Genomic DNA, 15,012 nt, shown 5'->3' with positions numbered 1-15,012 from the left:
GCCGAGGGCGCCGTGGGCCCCCGCCGTGCGCCCGCGGCGCCGTGGGGCGTCGCGGGCGGGCGGGGACCCGGGCCGGCCGCCTACTCGGCGGGCACCGAGAACAGCAGGGCGTCGCCCTGGCCACCGCCGCCGCAGAGGGCCGCGGCACCGAGGCCGCCGCCACGGCGGCGCAGCTCGTACACCAGGTGCAGGGCGATGCGCGCGCCGGAGGCGCCGATCGGGTGACCGATCGCGATGGCGCCGCCGTTGACGTTGACGATGTCCTCGGAGACCCCCAGATCCAGGGTGGATCGCAGGCCCACCGCGGCGAAGGCCTCGTTGATCTCGATGAGGTCCAGGTCCTCCACCGAGCCGCCCGACTTGGCGAGGGCGTGCTTGATGGCGTTGGAGGGCTGGGAGTGCAGCGAGTTGTCGGGACCGGCGACGTTCCCGTGCGCGCCGATCTCGGCGAGGATCGGCGCGCCGAGCTCCTCGGCCTTGGCCCGGCTCATCACGACCACCGCGGCGGCGCCGTCGGAGATCTGCGACGAGGAACCGGCCGTGATGGTGCCGTCGCGGTCGAAGGCCGGCCGCAACCGGGCCAGGCTCTCCTCGGTGGTGTCGGGCCGTACGCCCTCGTCGTGCCGGAAGACCACGGGGTCGCCCTTGCGCTGCGGGATCTCGACGGGGACGATCTCCTCGTCGAACAGCCCCTTCTCGGCCGCGGCGGCGGCGCGCTGGTGGGAGCGCGCGGCGAAGGCGTCCTGTTCGGGGCGGCCGATACCGAAGCGGCCGTTGTGGCGCTCGGTGGAGGCGCCCATGGAGTCGCCCTCGAAGGCGTCGGTGAGGCCGTCGTGCGCGGTGGCGTCGAGGACCTCGATGGAGCCGTACTTGTAGCCCTTGCGGGACTTGGGCAGCAGGTGAGGGGCGTTGGTCATGGACTCCATGCCGCCCGCGACCACGACGTCGAACTCACCGGCGGTGATGAGCTGGTCGGCGAGGGCGATCGCGTCCAGACCGGACAGGCAGACCTTGTTGATGGTCACCGAGGGGACGTCCATGGGGATACCGGCCTTGACGGCGGCCTGGCGGGACGGGATCTGACCGGCACCGGCCTGCAGAACCTGCCCCATGACCACGTATCCGACCTGTTCGCCACCGATACCGGCGCGCTCCAGCGCGGCCTTGATCGCGAAGCCGCCCAGGTCTGCTGCGGAGAACCCGGCGAGGGAGCCGAGGAGTCGACCGGTGGGGGTCCGTGCCCCACCGACGATGACGGATCCGGGCATCTTAACTGGCCTCCAAGTAATGGGTGACGCACCTGGTCTGCAACGATACCCACACAGATCACACCGACGTTCGGGAGGATCACCCCGTGAGCGACGCACCTGTTCCCACCGGCCCGTTCTCCGGCCTGACCCGCCTCGATCACGTGGGGATCGCCTGCCGTGACCTCGACGCGTCCATCGAGTTCTACCGGAACACCTACGGCTTCGAGGTGGCGCACGAGGAGATCAACGAGGAGCAGGGCGTCCGCGAGGCGATGCTCCGGATCAACGGCACCGACGACGGCGGAGCCACCTGTCTGCAACTCCTGGAGCCCATCCGGGACGACTCACCGGTGGCGAAGTTCCTGGCCCGCAACGGCGAGGGTGTGCACCACATCGCGTTCGGCACCGACGACGTCGCCACGAGTGCGGCGGGGATCGGCGAACGGGGCGTGCGGGTCCTCGACGAGCGTCCTCGGGCGGGCACCGCCGGTTCGCGGATCATGTTCCTGCACCCGAAGGACTGCGGCGGAGTGCTCACCGAGTTGGTACAGAGCGCGCACTGAGGACACCATGGGGGTGGCACGGCCGAGTACGTCACGAGGACGTTCCGGACGCATCACAGCTTGAGTTCCGTGGGAGTGGCTGACCTCTAACCCCCCTCGGAAGTTACACGAAACCCCCTTCCCAGGGGTTCCACGCTTGATAAAGTCGGCTAGCTGCCGGATGTGCTCTATTCCGGCGTTGGTCCGTGTCCTAGCAGTCCGGTCGTGAACCGGGGCGGCCGAAACCACCAGTGCCTCCACACCGCCTCGGCCCTCGTGGTCGATCGGGCTCGATCACCGCACCGATCCGTCCACATCGCGCCGTAGGCACCCCGGAACCACACCGCCCACCGGGGCAAGCAGCCACCCTCCTGCCGTCCCCGGCAGTACGCAAGTAGCCGTCTCGCACCCGTTCAGGATTCCGCCACATGTCGTCAAACAACATCGACACCCAGCTCAACAACATCTTCGACGAAGACAACGCTCCGCCCGAGTTCGACGTGGTGTTGCGTGGCTTTGACCGCAACCAGGTGCAGGACTACCTCGACGGGCTGCGCACCGAGGTCAACGAAGCCAACAAGAAGGCCGAGAAGTACAAGTCCGAGCTGACCTCCAAGCAGCGCCAGCTGCAGGAGCGGGAGCGCCCGACCTACTCCGGTCTGGGTTCGCGCATCGAGGAACTGCTGCGTCTGGCCGAGGAACAGGCCAACGAGCTGGTCCAGAGCGCGCAGATCGACGCCAACGACATCCGCTCGGCCTCCAAGATCGAGGCCGCCGAGATGCGCGCCGCCGCCGAGTCCGAGGCGACCGAGGCCCGTACCCTCGCCCAGCGCGAGGCCGACGAGATGCGTCAGTCCGCCGAGTCCGAGGCGGAGGAGATCAGCACCACCGCCCGCCGCGAGGCCGACGAGCTGGCCTCCACCACCGAGCGCGAGGTCCAGAAGAAGCGCTCGGCCGTCGACCACGAGATCGCCGAGAAGCGCGCCACCTTCGAGGGTGAGATCGCCAAGCTGCGGACCACCACCGAGCGTGAGTGCGCCCAGGCCCGCGCCGCCGCCAAGCGTGAGCGCGACGAGACGATCCAGGCCGCCAAGAGCCAGGCCGAGGAGCTGCGCAAGAACGCCGAGCGCGCCTACGCCGAGTCCGAGGCCCGTCGGACCGAGGCCGAGGACCAGTTCGAGCTGCAGCTGGCCGACCGTCGTGCCGAGGCCGAGCGTCAGGACGCCGAGCGTCTGGCCGCGGCCCAGGCCGCCACCCAGCAGATGGTCAGCGAGGCCGAGGAGCGTGCCCGCAGCGCCGAGGAGCGTGCGACCAAGGCCAGCCAGCAGGCCGAGCACACCCGTCGCGAGGCCGAGAACCACGCCAAGACCCTGGTCGGCAACGCCAAGAAGAACGCCACCCAGATCGAGGCCGACGCCAAGTCCAAGGCCGAGCACCAGGTCTCCGACGCCAAGGCCGAGGCCAACCGGATCATGACGGCCGCCCGCAAGGAGGTCGACGAGCTCAACCGCCAGCGCGACAGCATCCAGTCGCACCTGCAGCAGCTGCGTCAGCTGCTCGGTGGCGGCGCCGGTGCCGCTCCGGCGGCTCCGGCCGCGGCCGCCCCCGCGGCCATCCAGCAGGAGGCCGCCCCGGCCGCTCCGGCCCCCGCCGAAGAGCCCAAGCAGCCGGCGCACTCCGGCAAGGGCGCCGACGACGAGGACTGGTGGCAGGAGTAACGACCCGCCGTCACGGCTGAGTCGTTCCGACACGTCGCAGGGCCCGGCCCCCGGTCACGACCGGGGGCCGGGCCCTTTCTCCGTCCGCCTGGAGCGCCCCTCCGACCCCCCCCCGTCCACGGGGGTAGGTCGGATCGACCGTCGCAGCGTGGTGGGACACCCGGACCACGCGCGGTCGTGCCGGCGAGGGGGAAGGTACCGCGGTCCGGGCTTGGGGAGGCCGTGCTCCCACACCCCTCGAGGTGACGCGCGAGGGGCGGGCCGTCTCACCGGGGTCTCCTCCCCGGGACGGGGGCCGCACCCGCGCGGAAGCACGGCCGAGGCGCGGGGACTACACCGTGTCCCTCTCCCAGGGACCGTCCCACTCGGTCGGCAGGGGGTGGGCCCCGGGGTTGACGCGCCGGACGATCTCGTCCAGGACCCGGCGTACGTAGGGCTCCCCCACCCACAGGTGCTTGGCTCCGTCGACCCCGATGATCTCGGCCTGGGTGAGCGGGGCGAAACGCGCACGGGCCTCGTCCGGCCTGAGGTAGTCGTCGTGTTCGGGTACCAGCGCCACGACGGGCTTGCCGGAGTCGGCCCAGACCTTCATGTCGGACTCGTCGGCACGGTGCAGCGGCGGGGACAGCAGCAGGGCGCCCAGGACCTGGGGGTCACAGCCCCACTTGAGCGCGAGTTCGGTCCCGAAGGACCATCCCAGCAACCAGGGTCGGGGCAGCTCCTCGAACTCGGTGAACTCGATGGCGGCGAGGACGTCGTGCTTCTCGGTCTCCCCCTCACCGAACGCACCCTGACTGGTGCCGTGGCGGGAGGTGGTGCCGCGGGTGTTGAACCGGAGGACGGCGATGTTGGCCAGGGCCGGCAACCGGAAGGAGGCCTTGCGCAGCACGTGGCTGTCCATCATGCCCTCGGCGGTGGGGAGGGGGTGCAGGCACACGAGGGTGGCGTCCGGCTTTCCTCCCTCGGGCAGGGCCAGCTCTCCGACCAGTTCCAGTCCGTCGGCGGTGTGCAGGGTGACGGGGCGCCGGTCGGCGGGCAGCACCGTGGTGGCTCGGATCTCCATGGCTCCTTCTTCGGTCCGGTCCGTGATCAGTAGCGGGGGGCCCTGGGCGAGCGCCGGGTACGCCGTTCCCAGCAGGAGGAGTGCCAGTGCCGTCGGTCGCCGCCGTCGCCGTAGGGACGCCAAGCGACGACGTGCGCCATACCGGTGGGGATCTCCTGGGCGCATCCGGGGCAGCGATAGACCTTGGTGGCGGCCGCGCCGGGGACGCGGCGGGTGACGTACTCACCGTCGGGGCCGGTCTCCCGTCGTTGTCCCCCGGTGACGCGCAGCATGAGGGCGTCCTCGTCGGGGGGACCGGCGGCGGTCTTGCGGCCGGACTGACGGCGGGGGCTGTTGCGGCGCGGACTCACCCCTCAAGGGTAGAAGAGCGGCCCTAGTGGCCGCCGTCACACCCCTGGCGTCACGGTCGGTGGGATACCGCGGCGGCGGGGCGGACGCGCGGAGCACGCCGTCGTACCGGCGGGAACGAAGGCCCCCCGGGCCGGCGCCGCGCCCGGGATCCAGCTCGGGCGCGGCGCCGGTCACCGACCGACCGGGGTCAGGCGTGGCAGGCGCAACCGCCGTGGCCCTCGGACTCGTCGGCCTCGGGCAGGCGGTCCATGAGCAGCGGTGCGGGCACCGCGATGGTGGTGAGGCTGTACTCGCCCATGGACACCAGGGTGGTGATGACGGACTCGGCGCCGAACTCCTCCAGGAGCTCGGTCGGTCCCTTGGGGTAGCCGCAGCCGAACCGCATGGCGGTGTCGACGTCCTTGGCCGAGGCGTAACCGTCGCCGATCATGCGCATGGCGTCGTCGATCTGCGGCGCGAGGAGCATCGCGCCGAGGTCGAGGGTCTCCTCCTCGCGGACCATCCGGGCCAGGCGTCCCGTGCGCTGGGGCTCGGGCGCGTCCTTGCCGCCGTAGAACCCCTGACCGGTCTTGCGGCCGAGGCGACCGGCGGCCACCATGCGGCGCAGCAGCGGGGCGGCGGAGTAACGCGGGTCGTGGAACTCCGCCCAGAGGACGTCCATGACGGCCAGGCACACGTCCAGGCCGACGAGGTCGGCGAGGGTGAGCGGCCCCATCGGGAGACCGGCGGCCTTCTTGACGGACTCGTCGATCTCCTCGCGCGTGGCGATGCCCCGCTCGTAGAGACGGACGGCGTCGTTGATGTAGGGCACCAACAGGGCGTTGGCGACGAACCCGGCGCGGTCGGTGACCGTGATCGGGGTCTTGCCGACGCGCTTGGCGACCTCGGTGACGATGTCGACGGTCTCGTCACCGGTGGAGACCGTGGTGATGACCTCGGCCAGCTTCATGACCGGGGCGGGGTTGAAGAAGTGCAGTCCGACGACCCGTTCCGGGCGGTCGGTCAGCGCCGCGATCTCGGTGACCGACAACGAGGAGGTGTTGGTCGCCAGGATCGTGCCGGGCGCACAGATCCGGTCGAGGTCGCCGAACACGTCACGCTTGATGTCCATGCGCTCGGGAACGGCCTCGACGACGAAGTCGGCGTCCGCGAGTTCCTCGCGGGACGTGCTGAGCGTGAGGCGCGCGTCGATGGCGGCACGCTCGTCCGCGGTGAGTTTGCCCTTGTCGACCGCGCGTGTGAGGGACTTGTCCAGATGGCCTCGGCCGCGGTCGAGGGCGGCCTGGTCGATCTCGACCCCGACGACATTGAAGCCCGCACGGGCGAACACCTCAGCGATGCCCGCACCCATCGTGCCCAGTCCAACGACGCCGACCTTGTTGAATTCCTGCACCATGGCCCCACCTTAGACGCCAGGGACCGCGACCACGCGCACCGGGACCACCCCGGAGCTACTCTTCGGTAGCGGACCCGGGTCCGGGCCCGGCCCGGCGCGGCACGACCAGGACGGCCGCGGCGGCGAACACCGCGCCCACCGCGAACACCCACGGCAGACCGGCCAGCGTGATCACCGCCGCCATGAGGACCGGGGTGAGGGTGGTGCTGATCGCCTGCAGCCAGTTCTGCACCGCGAGCGCCCGTCCGGCCCAGGCGGTCCCGGCGATCTCCGCGACCGCGGTGAAGGTCAGCCCGTTGTGCCACATGGTGAGGACCAGACACACGAGGACCAGGGGCACCGCGCTCCACGACCAGGCCTCGGGCAGCAGGGTGAGCAGGAGCAGGCTGAGCGCGGCGGTCACGGCGAGGGCCCGCACGGGACGCATGCGTTCGCCGCTGCGGTCGGACACCGCACCCAGGACCAGGCGCCCCACCGCCCCGGGCACCTGCGCCGCGGCGACCACCGCGCCCGCGGCGGGCGGACTCCAGCCCTGCTCCTGCACGAGGTAGAGCACGGCGTAGGTCATGAGGGTGACCTGGGGAACGCCCAAGAGCATGCTCACGCCGTGCACCCGCCAGATCGGCCAGTCCCGGTAGGGCGATCGGGGCGGTGCGCCGCCGTCGGGCCCCGGCTCACCGGCGCGCGCACGCCGGGCGGGCTCGGTCCGGGGCGGCTCCGTCGGCATGGCGAGGACCAAGGGTACCGCCACGAGGGAGAGCAGCGCGGGCAGGGTCATCGCGCCCACGAAGCCCCACGCCTCCGCGGCGGCGGGCAGCACCAGCGCGGACAGGCCGACCCCGACGGGCAGCGCCGACTGGCGGATCCCCATGGCCAGGCCGCGCTCCCGCGCCGTGAACCACGTGAGCACCAGACGTCCGCTGGCCGCGTTGACCGGACCGCCGACCGCGCCCAGGAGCAGCAGGACCGCGGCCACCGCCCACAGTCCGGGGGCGACCCACAACAGCCCGAGGGTGGCGGCCGTGAGCAGCAGGCTGAGCGCCATGGTGCTGCGCTCCCCCACCCGGTCGATGACCACACCCCAGACGAGCAGGGTGAGCAGCAGCCCGAAGGACGGCAGGCCCGCCAGCACACCGGCCTGTGCCGTGCTCACGCCGAAGTCCTCGCGCAACCGTGGCAGGACCACCGGGATACCGAAGATCGCCGCGACGCTCGCCACCTGCGCGACCACGCTGATGGACAGGATGACCCAACGATTGCGCACGAGCATCCGGACAGCCTAGACGTCGGAGGGTCCGGACACCCGGCGCGGCCCCGCCCGGGAACCGCCCTGACCGTCCCCGAGGGCCCACCGGAGGCGGTAACGTGACGTCCCGTGCGTCTCGTCATCGCGCGGTGCAGCGTCGACTATGCCGGCCGGCTCACCGCCCACCTGCCCATGGCTCCCCGCCTGATCCTCATCAAGGCGGACGGGAGCGTGTCCATCCACGCCGACGATCGGGCGTTCAAGCCGCTGAACTGGATGAACCCCCCGTGCAAGCTGCGCGAGGAGACCGTCGCCGACGGTCCCGACGTGTGGACGGTGACCCACGGCAAGTCCGGGGAGAAGCTCGTGCTGACGATCGAGGAGATCATGCACGACTCCTCGCACGAGCTCGGCAAGGACCCCGGCCTGCAGAAGGACGGTGTCGAGGCCCACCTGCAGGAACTGTTGGCCGAGCACATCACCACGCTCGGCGAGGGGTACACGCTCATCCGCCGTGAGTACCCCACCGCCATCGGCCCGGTGGACATCCTGTGCCGCGACGGCGCGAGCCGGACGGTCGCCGTGGAGTTGAAGCGGCGGGGGGACATCGACGGCGTCGAGCAGCTCACCCGCTACCTGGAACTGCTCAACCGGGACCCGTCCCTGGCCCCCGTGACCGGGGTGTTCGCCGCCCAGGAGATCAAGCCCCAGGCGCGGGTGCTGGCCGAGGACCGTGGCATCTCCTGCGTCGTGCTGGACTACGACGAGCTGCGCGGTATCGAGCCCGACGCGCTCCGCCTCTTCTGACCCGCGACCCCGGGTTCCGACCGACGCGCCTCCGGGCCCGTGTCCTCCGGATGGAGGACACGGGCCCGTCCTCGTAGCGGATACCCCGAGGCCGCGACCCGCGAGAGGGTCGTTCCATGAGCGAGACAGTCATCGAGGTCACCGACCTCCGCAAGCGCTACGGCGATACGGACGCCGTCGCGGGCATCGACCTGAGCATCGGTCGGGGAGAGGTCTTCTCCTTCCTCGGCCCCAACGGTGCGGGCAAGACCACCACGGTCGAGATCCTGGAGGGCTTTCGCGCTCGCAGCGGTGGCCGGGCCACCGTCCTCGGTCAGGATCCGGGCAAGGCGGGGCGGGCCTGGCGCGCCCGCGTGGGCATCGTGTGGCAGAAGGAGACCCTGGTCCCGAAGCTGCCGGTCCGCGAGGTGGTCCGCCACTTCGCCGGGTACTACCCCGAGGCGGACGATCCGGACCGGATCATCGACATGGTCGGGCTGAGTGAGAAGGCCAAGGCGGTGCCCGACGCCCTCTCCGGAGGCCAGCGCCGCCGCCTCGACGTGGCCCTCGGCATCGTCGGCCGCCCCGAGCTCCTCTTCCTCGACGAGCCCACGACCGGGTTCGACCCCAAGGCCCGGCGCGAGTTCTGGGAACTGATCCGCAGCCTGGCCGACGGCGGCACCACCATCGTGCTCACCACCCACTACCTGGAGGAGGCCGAGGCCCTGGCCGACCGGGTGTGCGTGATCTCCGGTGGCCGGATCCGCGCCGTCGACCACCCCGCGGAACTGGGTGGACGCGCCTCGGCCCAGGCCCGGGTGACCTGGGCGGAGAACGGGGCCCGGCGGGAGACCCGGACCGACGCGCCCACGCGGACCGTCACCGAACTGGCGCAACGCCTCGGCGGGGAGATCCCGCAGTTGAGCGTGCACCGCCCCACACTCGAGGAGATCTACCTCGACCTGATCAAGGACGACCGCACCCCCGAGGAGGTCGTGGCATGAGCGGCGACACCGCCATCCCCCTGACCGCGACACGTCCGGCTCCACCCGGAGCCCTGCGCGTGGGCCTGTCCCGTGGCTGGGTGGAGATCCGCACCTTCGCGCGCGAGTGGGAGAGCATCGTCTTCACCTTCTCGCTGCCGACCCTGATCCTCATCATGTTCGCGTCGATCTTCGACGGCATGTTCGACATGGGGATGCCGGCGGTCGACTACTACCTCCCCGGCATCATCGCCATGGGCCTCATGTCGGTGAGCTTCCAGACCCTGGGCATCGCCGTGGCCACGGACCGCGAGCTCGGGACACTGCGCCGCCTGCGCGGCACGCCGATGCCCCCCAGCGCCTACTTCATCGGCAAGACCATCCTGGTGCTGTTCCTGTCGCTGGGACAGGTGGTGCTGCTGCTGAGCGTGGCCGGTCTGTTCTACGGCGCCGACCTGCCGACCACCGCCCAGGCGTGGGTCACCATCGGCTGGGTGCTCCTGCTCGGGGCCACCGGTTGTTCCCTGCTCGGGATCGCCATGAGTTCGCTGGCCCGTTCCGCCCAGGCGGCCTCCGCCGTCGTCGTCATCCCGTTCCTGCTGTTGCAGTTCACGTCCGGCGTGTTCGTGCCGGTGATGGCCATGCCCGACTGGGTCCTGACGGGGGCGTCGCTGTTCCCGTTGTTGTGGATGGGTCAGGGGATGCGGGCGGCGTTCTTCCCCGATGAGATGGCCTCCATGGAGGCCACCGGCGGGTGGGATCTGCACCTGGTCGCCCTCGCTCTGGGAATCTGGTGTGTGGTGGGCTTGGTGTTCACCCTGCTGACGTTCCGTTGGAAGACCAAGAAGGACGGATGAGCGTAATGGCGAACCGGGCTCCGGAGACCGACGAGGACACGGCTCCCGAGCCCGGTGCGCGGCTCCGCGAGGGCCGCGCGTCGGCCGAATGGCACGCATGGGACCTGGGGCGCTGGTGGCACCCGACCTTCGTGGTCATCATGGTCGGGATGATCGTGCTGGCCCTGCTCACCGGTCCCGAGCGCTGGCGGTGGCCGACCGCCGCGTTGATGGCCTCGGTCATCGCGATCTACTTCGTCTTCGCCCGCCCCGTGTTCACGAGGGACCGGGACCTTCCCGGGTGGCGCCGCCCCCTGGGGTTGGTGCTGCTCTTCCTCCTGCCGACGCTGCCCGCGGTCATTCTCAACCCCGCCCTGACCATCGCGCTCGTCGCGATCGCACCGGTGTTCTTCATGACCGTGGGCGGCGCGTACGCGGTGCCGGGCCTGGCCGTGCTGCTGCTGTCCCCCGCCGTGTTGGAGGGACTGCTCGGTGAGCGGGAGCTCCAGGCGGTCGGGGTCACGTTGCTCATCAACGGCGCGATCCTCGTCTACGCCCTGTGGTTCAGCGGTTGGGTGGAGCGCATCATCCTCCAGAGCGCGGAGCGCTTCGAGCTCATCGAGGAACTGCGGCGCACCCGGGAGGAGGCGGCCCGTCTGTCCGAGGAGGCCGGAGCCATGTCCGAACGCGAACGGTTGGCCAGGGAACTGCACGACACCCTCGCCCAGGGGTTCACGAGCATCATCACGCTCACCCAGGCGGTGGAGTCGGAGATGGACGAGGACCCGGCCACCGCCCGCCGACACCTGGCGCTGATGCGCGAGACCGCCGCCGAGAACCTGGCCGAGGCACGTGCGATGGTCGCCGCCCGGCGGGCGGTCCCCGTGGAGGGGGACGACCTGGACGGGGCGCTCACCCGGATCAGTGAACGTCTCGGCCGTGAACTGGGGATCCGCGTGAGCGCGACCATCACCGGGACCGCCGAGGCGCTCTCCAGCGACCTGCAGGTGTGTCTCCTGCGCACCGCGCAGGAGGCCCTGGCCAACGTGCGCAAGCACGCGGGCGCCGATCACGCGGACGTCGCCCTGGCCTACACCGACGTCGGTGTGTCCCTGACGGTGTCCGACGACGGGCGCGGCTTCGACACCTCCCTGCGCTCCGACGGCAACGGTCTGTCCAACATGCGTCACCGCGCCGAGGCGGTCGGCGGAGTCCTGGACCTGGAGAGCGCTCCGGGAGGGGGCACCACCGTCCGCCTGTCCATCCCCCACGACGACGCGGACGAATGATCCGCCCCAAGGAGGAGAACCGCGCCATGATCCGTGTCCTGCTGGTGGACGACCATCCCGTGGTCCGCGAGGGCATCCGCGGCATGCTCAGCACCGAACCCGACCTCGACATCGTCGGTGAGGCGGGGTCGGGACCCGAGGCGGTGACCCGGGTGTCCTCCGTGGCGCCCGACGTGGTCCTGATGGATCTGCGCATGCCCGGGGGCGACGGGGTCGAGGCCACCGAACGGATCCGCGCCGAGCACCCGGGCGTCCACGTGCTGGTGCTCACCACCTACGACACCGACACCGACATCCTGCGCGCGGTCGAGGCCGGCGCCACCGGATACCTGCTCAAGGACACCCCGCGCGCGGAACTGGCCGAGGCCGTGCGGTCGGCGGCCCGCGGCGAGACGGTGCTCAGCGGTCGTCTCGCGGGCAAACTGCTGACCCGGGTGCGCACGAGCCCCGAACCCGGACGTCCGACGCTCTCCCCGCGTGAGGTGGAGGTGCTGCGGCTGGCCGCGGACGGGCACACCAACGCGGCGATCGGGCGGACCCTGAACATCAGTGCCACCACAGTGAAGACGCATCTGATGCGTGTGTACGAGAAGCTGGGTGTGGGCGATCGGACCGCCGCGGTGTCCCAGGCGATGCGCCGCGGACTGCTCCCGGAGAAGTAGCCCCGGCCCGTACGGGGTCCGTTCTCAGGGCCGTCTCAGGGACGTTCCCGGATGCCGTACGCGGGCGCGTCGGGAAGAATCGGACTATGGTGGACACGATGAGCGAACTCACCCCCCACGAGGACGACAGCGCACGGATGCGCGCCTCCGACGCCGACCGTGACGCCGTCGCGCACAGTCTCCGCGAGGCCCTGGCGGAGGGCCGCCTGGACCCCGACGAGCACGCGGACCGCCTGGACGCGGTGTACCGCGCCAAGACCCTCGGCGAGCTCGTTCCGCTCACGCGGGACCTGCCGACCACCGGGTCCACGCCCACCCCCGTCCCGGCCGACTTCCGTTCGCCCCGCCCGATCTACGGCGCGGGTCGGATCGTCGACCAGGCCCCGACCAGCAACAGCGCGCTCGTCCTCATGGGCGGCGCGGACCGCTCCGGCAACTGGGTCGTTCCGGGCGCGTTCACCGCGGCGGCGATGATGGGCGGCATCGAACTCGACCTGCGCGAGGCCCGCTTCACCCGGCGCGAGACGACCATTTGGATCTGCACCCTCATGGGCGGGGTCGGGATCATCGTGCCCGACGACATCCAGGTGCGGGTGCACGGCCTGCCGATCATGGGCGGGTTCGGCATCGAGGGGAACACCCCCAGCGTGGTGGAGCCGGACGCCCCGATCGTGCACATTCGCGGGATCGCGGTGATGGGCGGCGTGGGCGTCGAGTACCGGGCGCGCAAGCACCAGGACGACGAAGAGGACGAGTAGGCGTTCCCGCCGGCCGGTCCGAGGCCGGATACACGAGACGATTCGCCCGTGATCGGCCCACCATGAAATCACAGCGCGCACTGGGTGCGTAAGGTCTGTGGCTGATTGTGGCAATGTCGCGGACGTACCCTTGCCGCCATCGGCCTGTGGTGCGAGGCTTCTCCGGTATCTCGCCCACCCCAGGTGTCCATCCCCCACCCCACGGTTCGATGGACCCCCGTACACCGGAGGCAGCATCGTGCGTTCGCACCTTTCCGGGCGGGCACTCCACGGAGTGCACCGATCCCCCCACCGGCGCAGAGCCACCACCGCCGGCTTCGCCGCCCTGTTCCTCACCGCGGGCACCCTGGCGAGCGGCCCGGCCCACGCCGACGAGCTCCCGCTCTCGGAGATGGTGACCGCCGAGGCCATCGAGGCCCACCTGGTCAACCTCAACACCATCGCCGAGTACAACGGCGGGAACCGGGCCACCAACACCCCCGGCTACGACGTCGCCGCCCTCTACGTCGAGGACCAGCTGGAGCGGGCCGGTTACGAGCCCTACCGCCACGAGTACGAGTACGAGGCCTGGCGGACCCTGACCCCCACGGTTCTGGCCCGGACCACCCCGGAGAAGACCTCCTACGAGGAGGGCGAGCACTTCGAGACCATGTCCTACTCGGGTTCGGGCAGCGTCCGCGGCGCCAAGGTGACCGCCGTGGCCACCGACACCGCGGAGAGCGGCTGTCTGCCCGAGCAGTTCGCGGACTTCCCCGAGGGCCACATCGCGCTGGTCAAGCGCGGAAGCTGCCCGTTCGGCGAGAAGGTCCAGAACGCCGCGGACGCCGGCGCCTCGGCCGCGTTGGTCTACAACAACGAGGACGAGCTCTTCACCGGCACGGTGGGCACCGAGTCGGACGTCCCGGCCATCGGTGTCTCCGGAGCGCTCGGCGAGGAGCTGAACGCGAGCACCCGTCACCTGCGGCTCAAGGTCGAGGTGGACGCGAGCATCACCACCGAGAGCTCCTACAGCATCCTGGCGGACACTCCGGGCGGCAAGGACGACAACGTGGTGGTCGTCGGCGGGCACCTGGACAGTGTCGAGGACGGCCCCGGGATCAACGACAACGGCAGCGGCACGGCGTTCCTCCTGGAGACCGCCCGGCAGCTGGCCGCGCAGGGCGAGGACCCGAACAACAAGGTGCGCTTCGCGTTCTGGGGCACCGAGGAGTCCGGCCTGGTCGGCTCCACCGAGTACGTCGAGGGCCTGTCCGAGCAGGAGCTCGACGACCTCGCCCTCTACCTGAACTTCGACATGATCGGCTCGAACAACTACGGCCGGTTCGTGCTGGACGGCCGCATGGAGCTGCCCGGTTCCGTGGGCGCCCCGTCCGGCTCCGGTGCGATCGCCAAGGTCTTCGAGGACTATTTCGAGGAGCAGGGCCAGGTCAGCGAGCCGGGTGAACTGAGCGGCCGCAGCGACTACCTCGCGTTCATGGTGGCGGGGATCCCCTCCGGTGGACTGTTCTCCGGTGGCGACGGCACCAAGACCGAGGAGCAGGCGGAGTGGTACGGGGGCGAGGCCGGCAAGACGTTCGACCCGTATTACCACACGCCGGACGACAACCTGGAGAACATCAACTGGGACTCGGTCGCCGAACTGTCGGCCGCCGGCGCGCACGGCGTGGAGTTCCTCGCCGAGACCACCCTGCCGGTCAACGGCGTGGTGCCCTTCAGCGCGCCGGCCGAGGTGGAGCCGCTGCGTAAGGGCGACGCCTGGCTCCGCTGACGCGACCCGGCGGCGTCCGACCGCTTCTGACAGCGAAAGGGCGGGTGGCGTGAACCCCCCGGTTCCACGCCACCCGCCCTTGGCGGTGTCTCCCCTCGCGCCGGTCCACCCGAGCGGCCCCCCTCTGTTCCGCCCGGGGACGATCTGCACGACCACCGTCGGAAACTACGATCCGTAGCTCCCATGTGCCTCAATGTATCAGTGAGACACGTCACTATCACCCCCTGATACTGAACAGTTATCCTCTGTCACTTTCCCCTGGTCAGGGACGTGCCGAAATCGGCGATCCGCGCGGAAAGTCGGTCGGTGGCGGCGAACCCGGCCGCCCTCTCCGCGCACGGGAGGCTCTCCGCCCGGCCCGTAC

Annotated in this window: 14 protein-coding genes; 9 read left to right on the top strand and 5 right to left on the bottom strand. The window is 70.9% G+C overall.

The annotated features are described in order from the left end of the window. Positions 1-80: 80 nt before the first annotated feature. Positions 81-1,268, bottom strand: coding sequence for an acetyl-CoA C-acetyltransferase (locus tag DSY14_RS01700; RefSeq protein ID WP_211714612.1), 1,188 nt, complete (start codon positions 1,266-1,268; stop codon positions 81-83). 86 nt (positions 1,269-1,354) lie between these two features. Between DSY14_RS01700 and mce the strand changes: the two genes are divergently transcribed. Together mce and DSY14_RS01690 are read left to right on the top strand one after the other, a co-directional pair. Then, entirely contained in the window at positions 1,355-1,813 is a 459-nt protein-coding gene (gene mce / locus DSY14_RS01695; protein ID WP_211714611.1) for a methylmalonyl-CoA epimerase, read from the top strand. A 407-nt stretch (positions 1,814-2,220) separates the two neighbouring features. Continuing rightward, on the top strand, positions 2,221-3,510 hold the full coding sequence (locus tag DSY14_RS01690) for a DivIVA domain-containing protein (RefSeq protein ID WP_211714610.1): 1,290 nt from the start codon (positions 2,221-2,223) through the stop codon (positions 3,508-3,510). A 331-nt stretch (positions 3,511-3,841) separates the two neighbouring features. Here DSY14_RS01690 and DSY14_RS01685 read toward each other — a convergent pair whose 3' ends face one another. The 4 genes from DSY14_RS01685 to DSY14_RS01670 form a co-directional block, all read right to left on the bottom strand. Beyond that, positions 3,842-4,573 carry an alpha/beta hydrolase gene (locus DSY14_RS01685; protein WP_211714609.1) on the bottom strand — a complete coding sequence of 244 codons (732 nt, stop codon included), beginning with the start codon at positions 4,571-4,573 and terminating at the stop codon, positions 3,842-3,844. Between the two features lie 26 nt (positions 4,574-4,599). Beyond that, a complete protein-coding gene (locus DSY14_RS01680; protein ID WP_211714608.1) occupies positions 4,600-4,923 on the bottom strand; it encodes an ATP/GTP-binding protein in 324 nt (107 codons plus the stop codon). Positions 4,924-5,111: 188 nt separating this feature from the next. Further along, positions 5,112-6,320, bottom strand: coding sequence for a 3-hydroxybutyryl-CoA dehydrogenase (locus DSY14_RS01675; protein WP_211714607.1), 1,209 nt, complete (start codon positions 6,318-6,320; stop codon positions 5,112-5,114). A gap of 55 nt (positions 6,321-6,375) precedes the next feature. Next, entirely contained in the window at positions 6,376-7,590 is a 1,215-nt protein-coding gene (locus DSY14_RS01670; RefSeq protein WP_211714606.1) for an MFS transporter, read from the bottom strand. Between the two features lie 105 nt (positions 7,591-7,695). Here DSY14_RS01670 and nucS point away from each other — a divergent pair, with 105 nt between their 5' ends. The 7 genes from nucS (at position 7,696) to DSY14_RS01635 (ending at position 14,648) form a co-directional block, all read left to right on the top strand. After that, complete coding sequence (nucS, locus tag DSY14_RS01665; RefSeq protein WP_211714605.1) at positions 7,696-8,373, top strand: endonuclease NucS; 678 nt, start codon at positions 7,696-7,698, stop codon at positions 8,371-8,373. 116 nt (positions 8,374-8,489) lie between these two features. Further along, complete coding sequence (locus tag DSY14_RS01660; protein WP_211714604.1) at positions 8,490-9,356, top strand: ABC transporter ATP-binding protein; 867 nt, start codon at positions 8,490-8,492, stop codon at positions 9,354-9,356. Then, the gene (locus tag DSY14_RS01655; protein WP_211714603.1) at positions 9,353-10,192 is read left to right on the top strand and encodes an ABC transporter permease; all 840 of its coding nucleotides are present in this window, start codon (positions 9,353-9,355) and stop codon (positions 10,190-10,192) included. The genes DSY14_RS01660 and DSY14_RS01655 overlap by 4 nt, the downstream gene beginning before the upstream one ends. Then, positions 10,189-11,460, top strand: coding sequence for a sensor histidine kinase (locus tag DSY14_RS01650; RefSeq protein WP_249187156.1), 1,272 nt, complete (start codon positions 10,189-10,191; stop codon positions 11,458-11,460). Before DSY14_RS01655 ends, DSY14_RS01650 begins: the two co-directional genes overlap by 4 nt. 26 nt (positions 11,461-11,486) lie before the next feature. After that, complete coding sequence (locus DSY14_RS01645; protein ID WP_211714627.1) at positions 11,487-12,122, top strand: response regulator transcription factor; 636 nt, start codon at positions 11,487-11,489, stop codon at positions 12,120-12,122. 86 nt (positions 12,123-12,208) lie between these two features. Then, positions 12,209-12,880 (top strand): DUF1707 domain-containing protein, encoded by a 672-nt coding sequence (locus tag DSY14_RS01640; protein ID WP_211714602.1) that lies wholly within the window; start codon positions 12,209-12,211, stop codon positions 12,878-12,880. 391 nt (positions 12,881-13,271) lie between these two features. After that, entirely contained in the window at positions 13,272-14,648 is a 1,377-nt protein-coding gene (locus DSY14_RS01635) for a M20/M25/M40 family metallo-hydrolase (protein ID WP_249187169.1), read from the top strand. Positions 14,649-15,012: the final 364 nt, after the last annotated feature.

It is taken from the genome of Nocardiopsis sp. MG754419, assembly GCF_018207095.1.
GTDB lineage: Bacteria > Actinomycetota > Actinomycetes > Streptosporangiales > Streptosporangiaceae > Nocardiopsis.
The sequence above is the reverse complement of the archived record's forward strand: the minus strand, read 5'-3'. Positions and strand labels throughout refer to the sequence as shown.

What these genes read in the sequence shown, in the direction of transcription:
- DSY14_RS01645 (WP_211714627.1), top strand. Translation starts at nt 11,487, where the DNA reads ATGATCCGTGTCCTGCTGGTGGACGACCATCCCGTGGTCCGCGAGGGC.
- DSY14_RS01685 (WP_211714609.1), bottom strand. Translation starts at nt 4,573, where the DNA reads ATGGAGATCCGAGCCACCACGGTGCTGCCCGCCGACCGGCGCCCCGTC.
- DSY14_RS01675 (WP_211714607.1), bottom strand. Translation starts at nt 6,320, where the DNA reads ATGGTGCAGGAATTCAACAAGGTCGGCGTCGTTGGACTGGGCACGATG.
- DSY14_RS01650 (WP_249187156.1), top strand. Translation starts at nt 10,189, where the DNA reads ATGAGCGTAATGGCGAACCGGGCTCCGGAGACCGACGAGGACACGGCT.
- DSY14_RS01655 (WP_211714603.1), top strand. Translation starts at nt 9,353, where the DNA reads ATGAGCGGCGACACCGCCATCCCCCTGACCGCGACACGTCCGGCTCCA.
- DSY14_RS01670 (WP_211714606.1), bottom strand. Translation starts at nt 7,590, where the DNA reads ATGCTCGTGCGCAATCGTTGGGTCATCCTGTCCATCAGCGTGGTCGCG.
- DSY14_RS01690 (WP_211714610.1), top strand. Translation starts at nt 2,221, where the DNA reads ATGTCGTCAAACAACATCGACACCCAGCTCAACAACATCTTCGACGAA.
- DSY14_RS01635 (WP_249187169.1), top strand. Translation starts at nt 13,272, where the DNA reads ATGGTGACCGCCGAGGCCATCGAGGCCCACCTGGTCAACCTCAACACC.
- DSY14_RS01660 (WP_211714604.1), top strand. Translation starts at nt 8,490, where the DNA reads ATGAGCGAGACAGTCATCGAGGTCACCGACCTCCGCAAGCGCTACGGC.
- DSY14_RS01640 (WP_211714602.1), top strand. Translation starts at nt 12,209, where the DNA reads ATGGTGGACACGATGAGCGAACTCACCCCCCACGAGGACGACAGCGCA.
- DSY14_RS01700 (WP_211714612.1), bottom strand. Translation starts at nt 1,268, where the DNA reads ATGCCCGGATCCGTCATCGTCGGTGGGGCACGGACCCCCACCGGTCGA.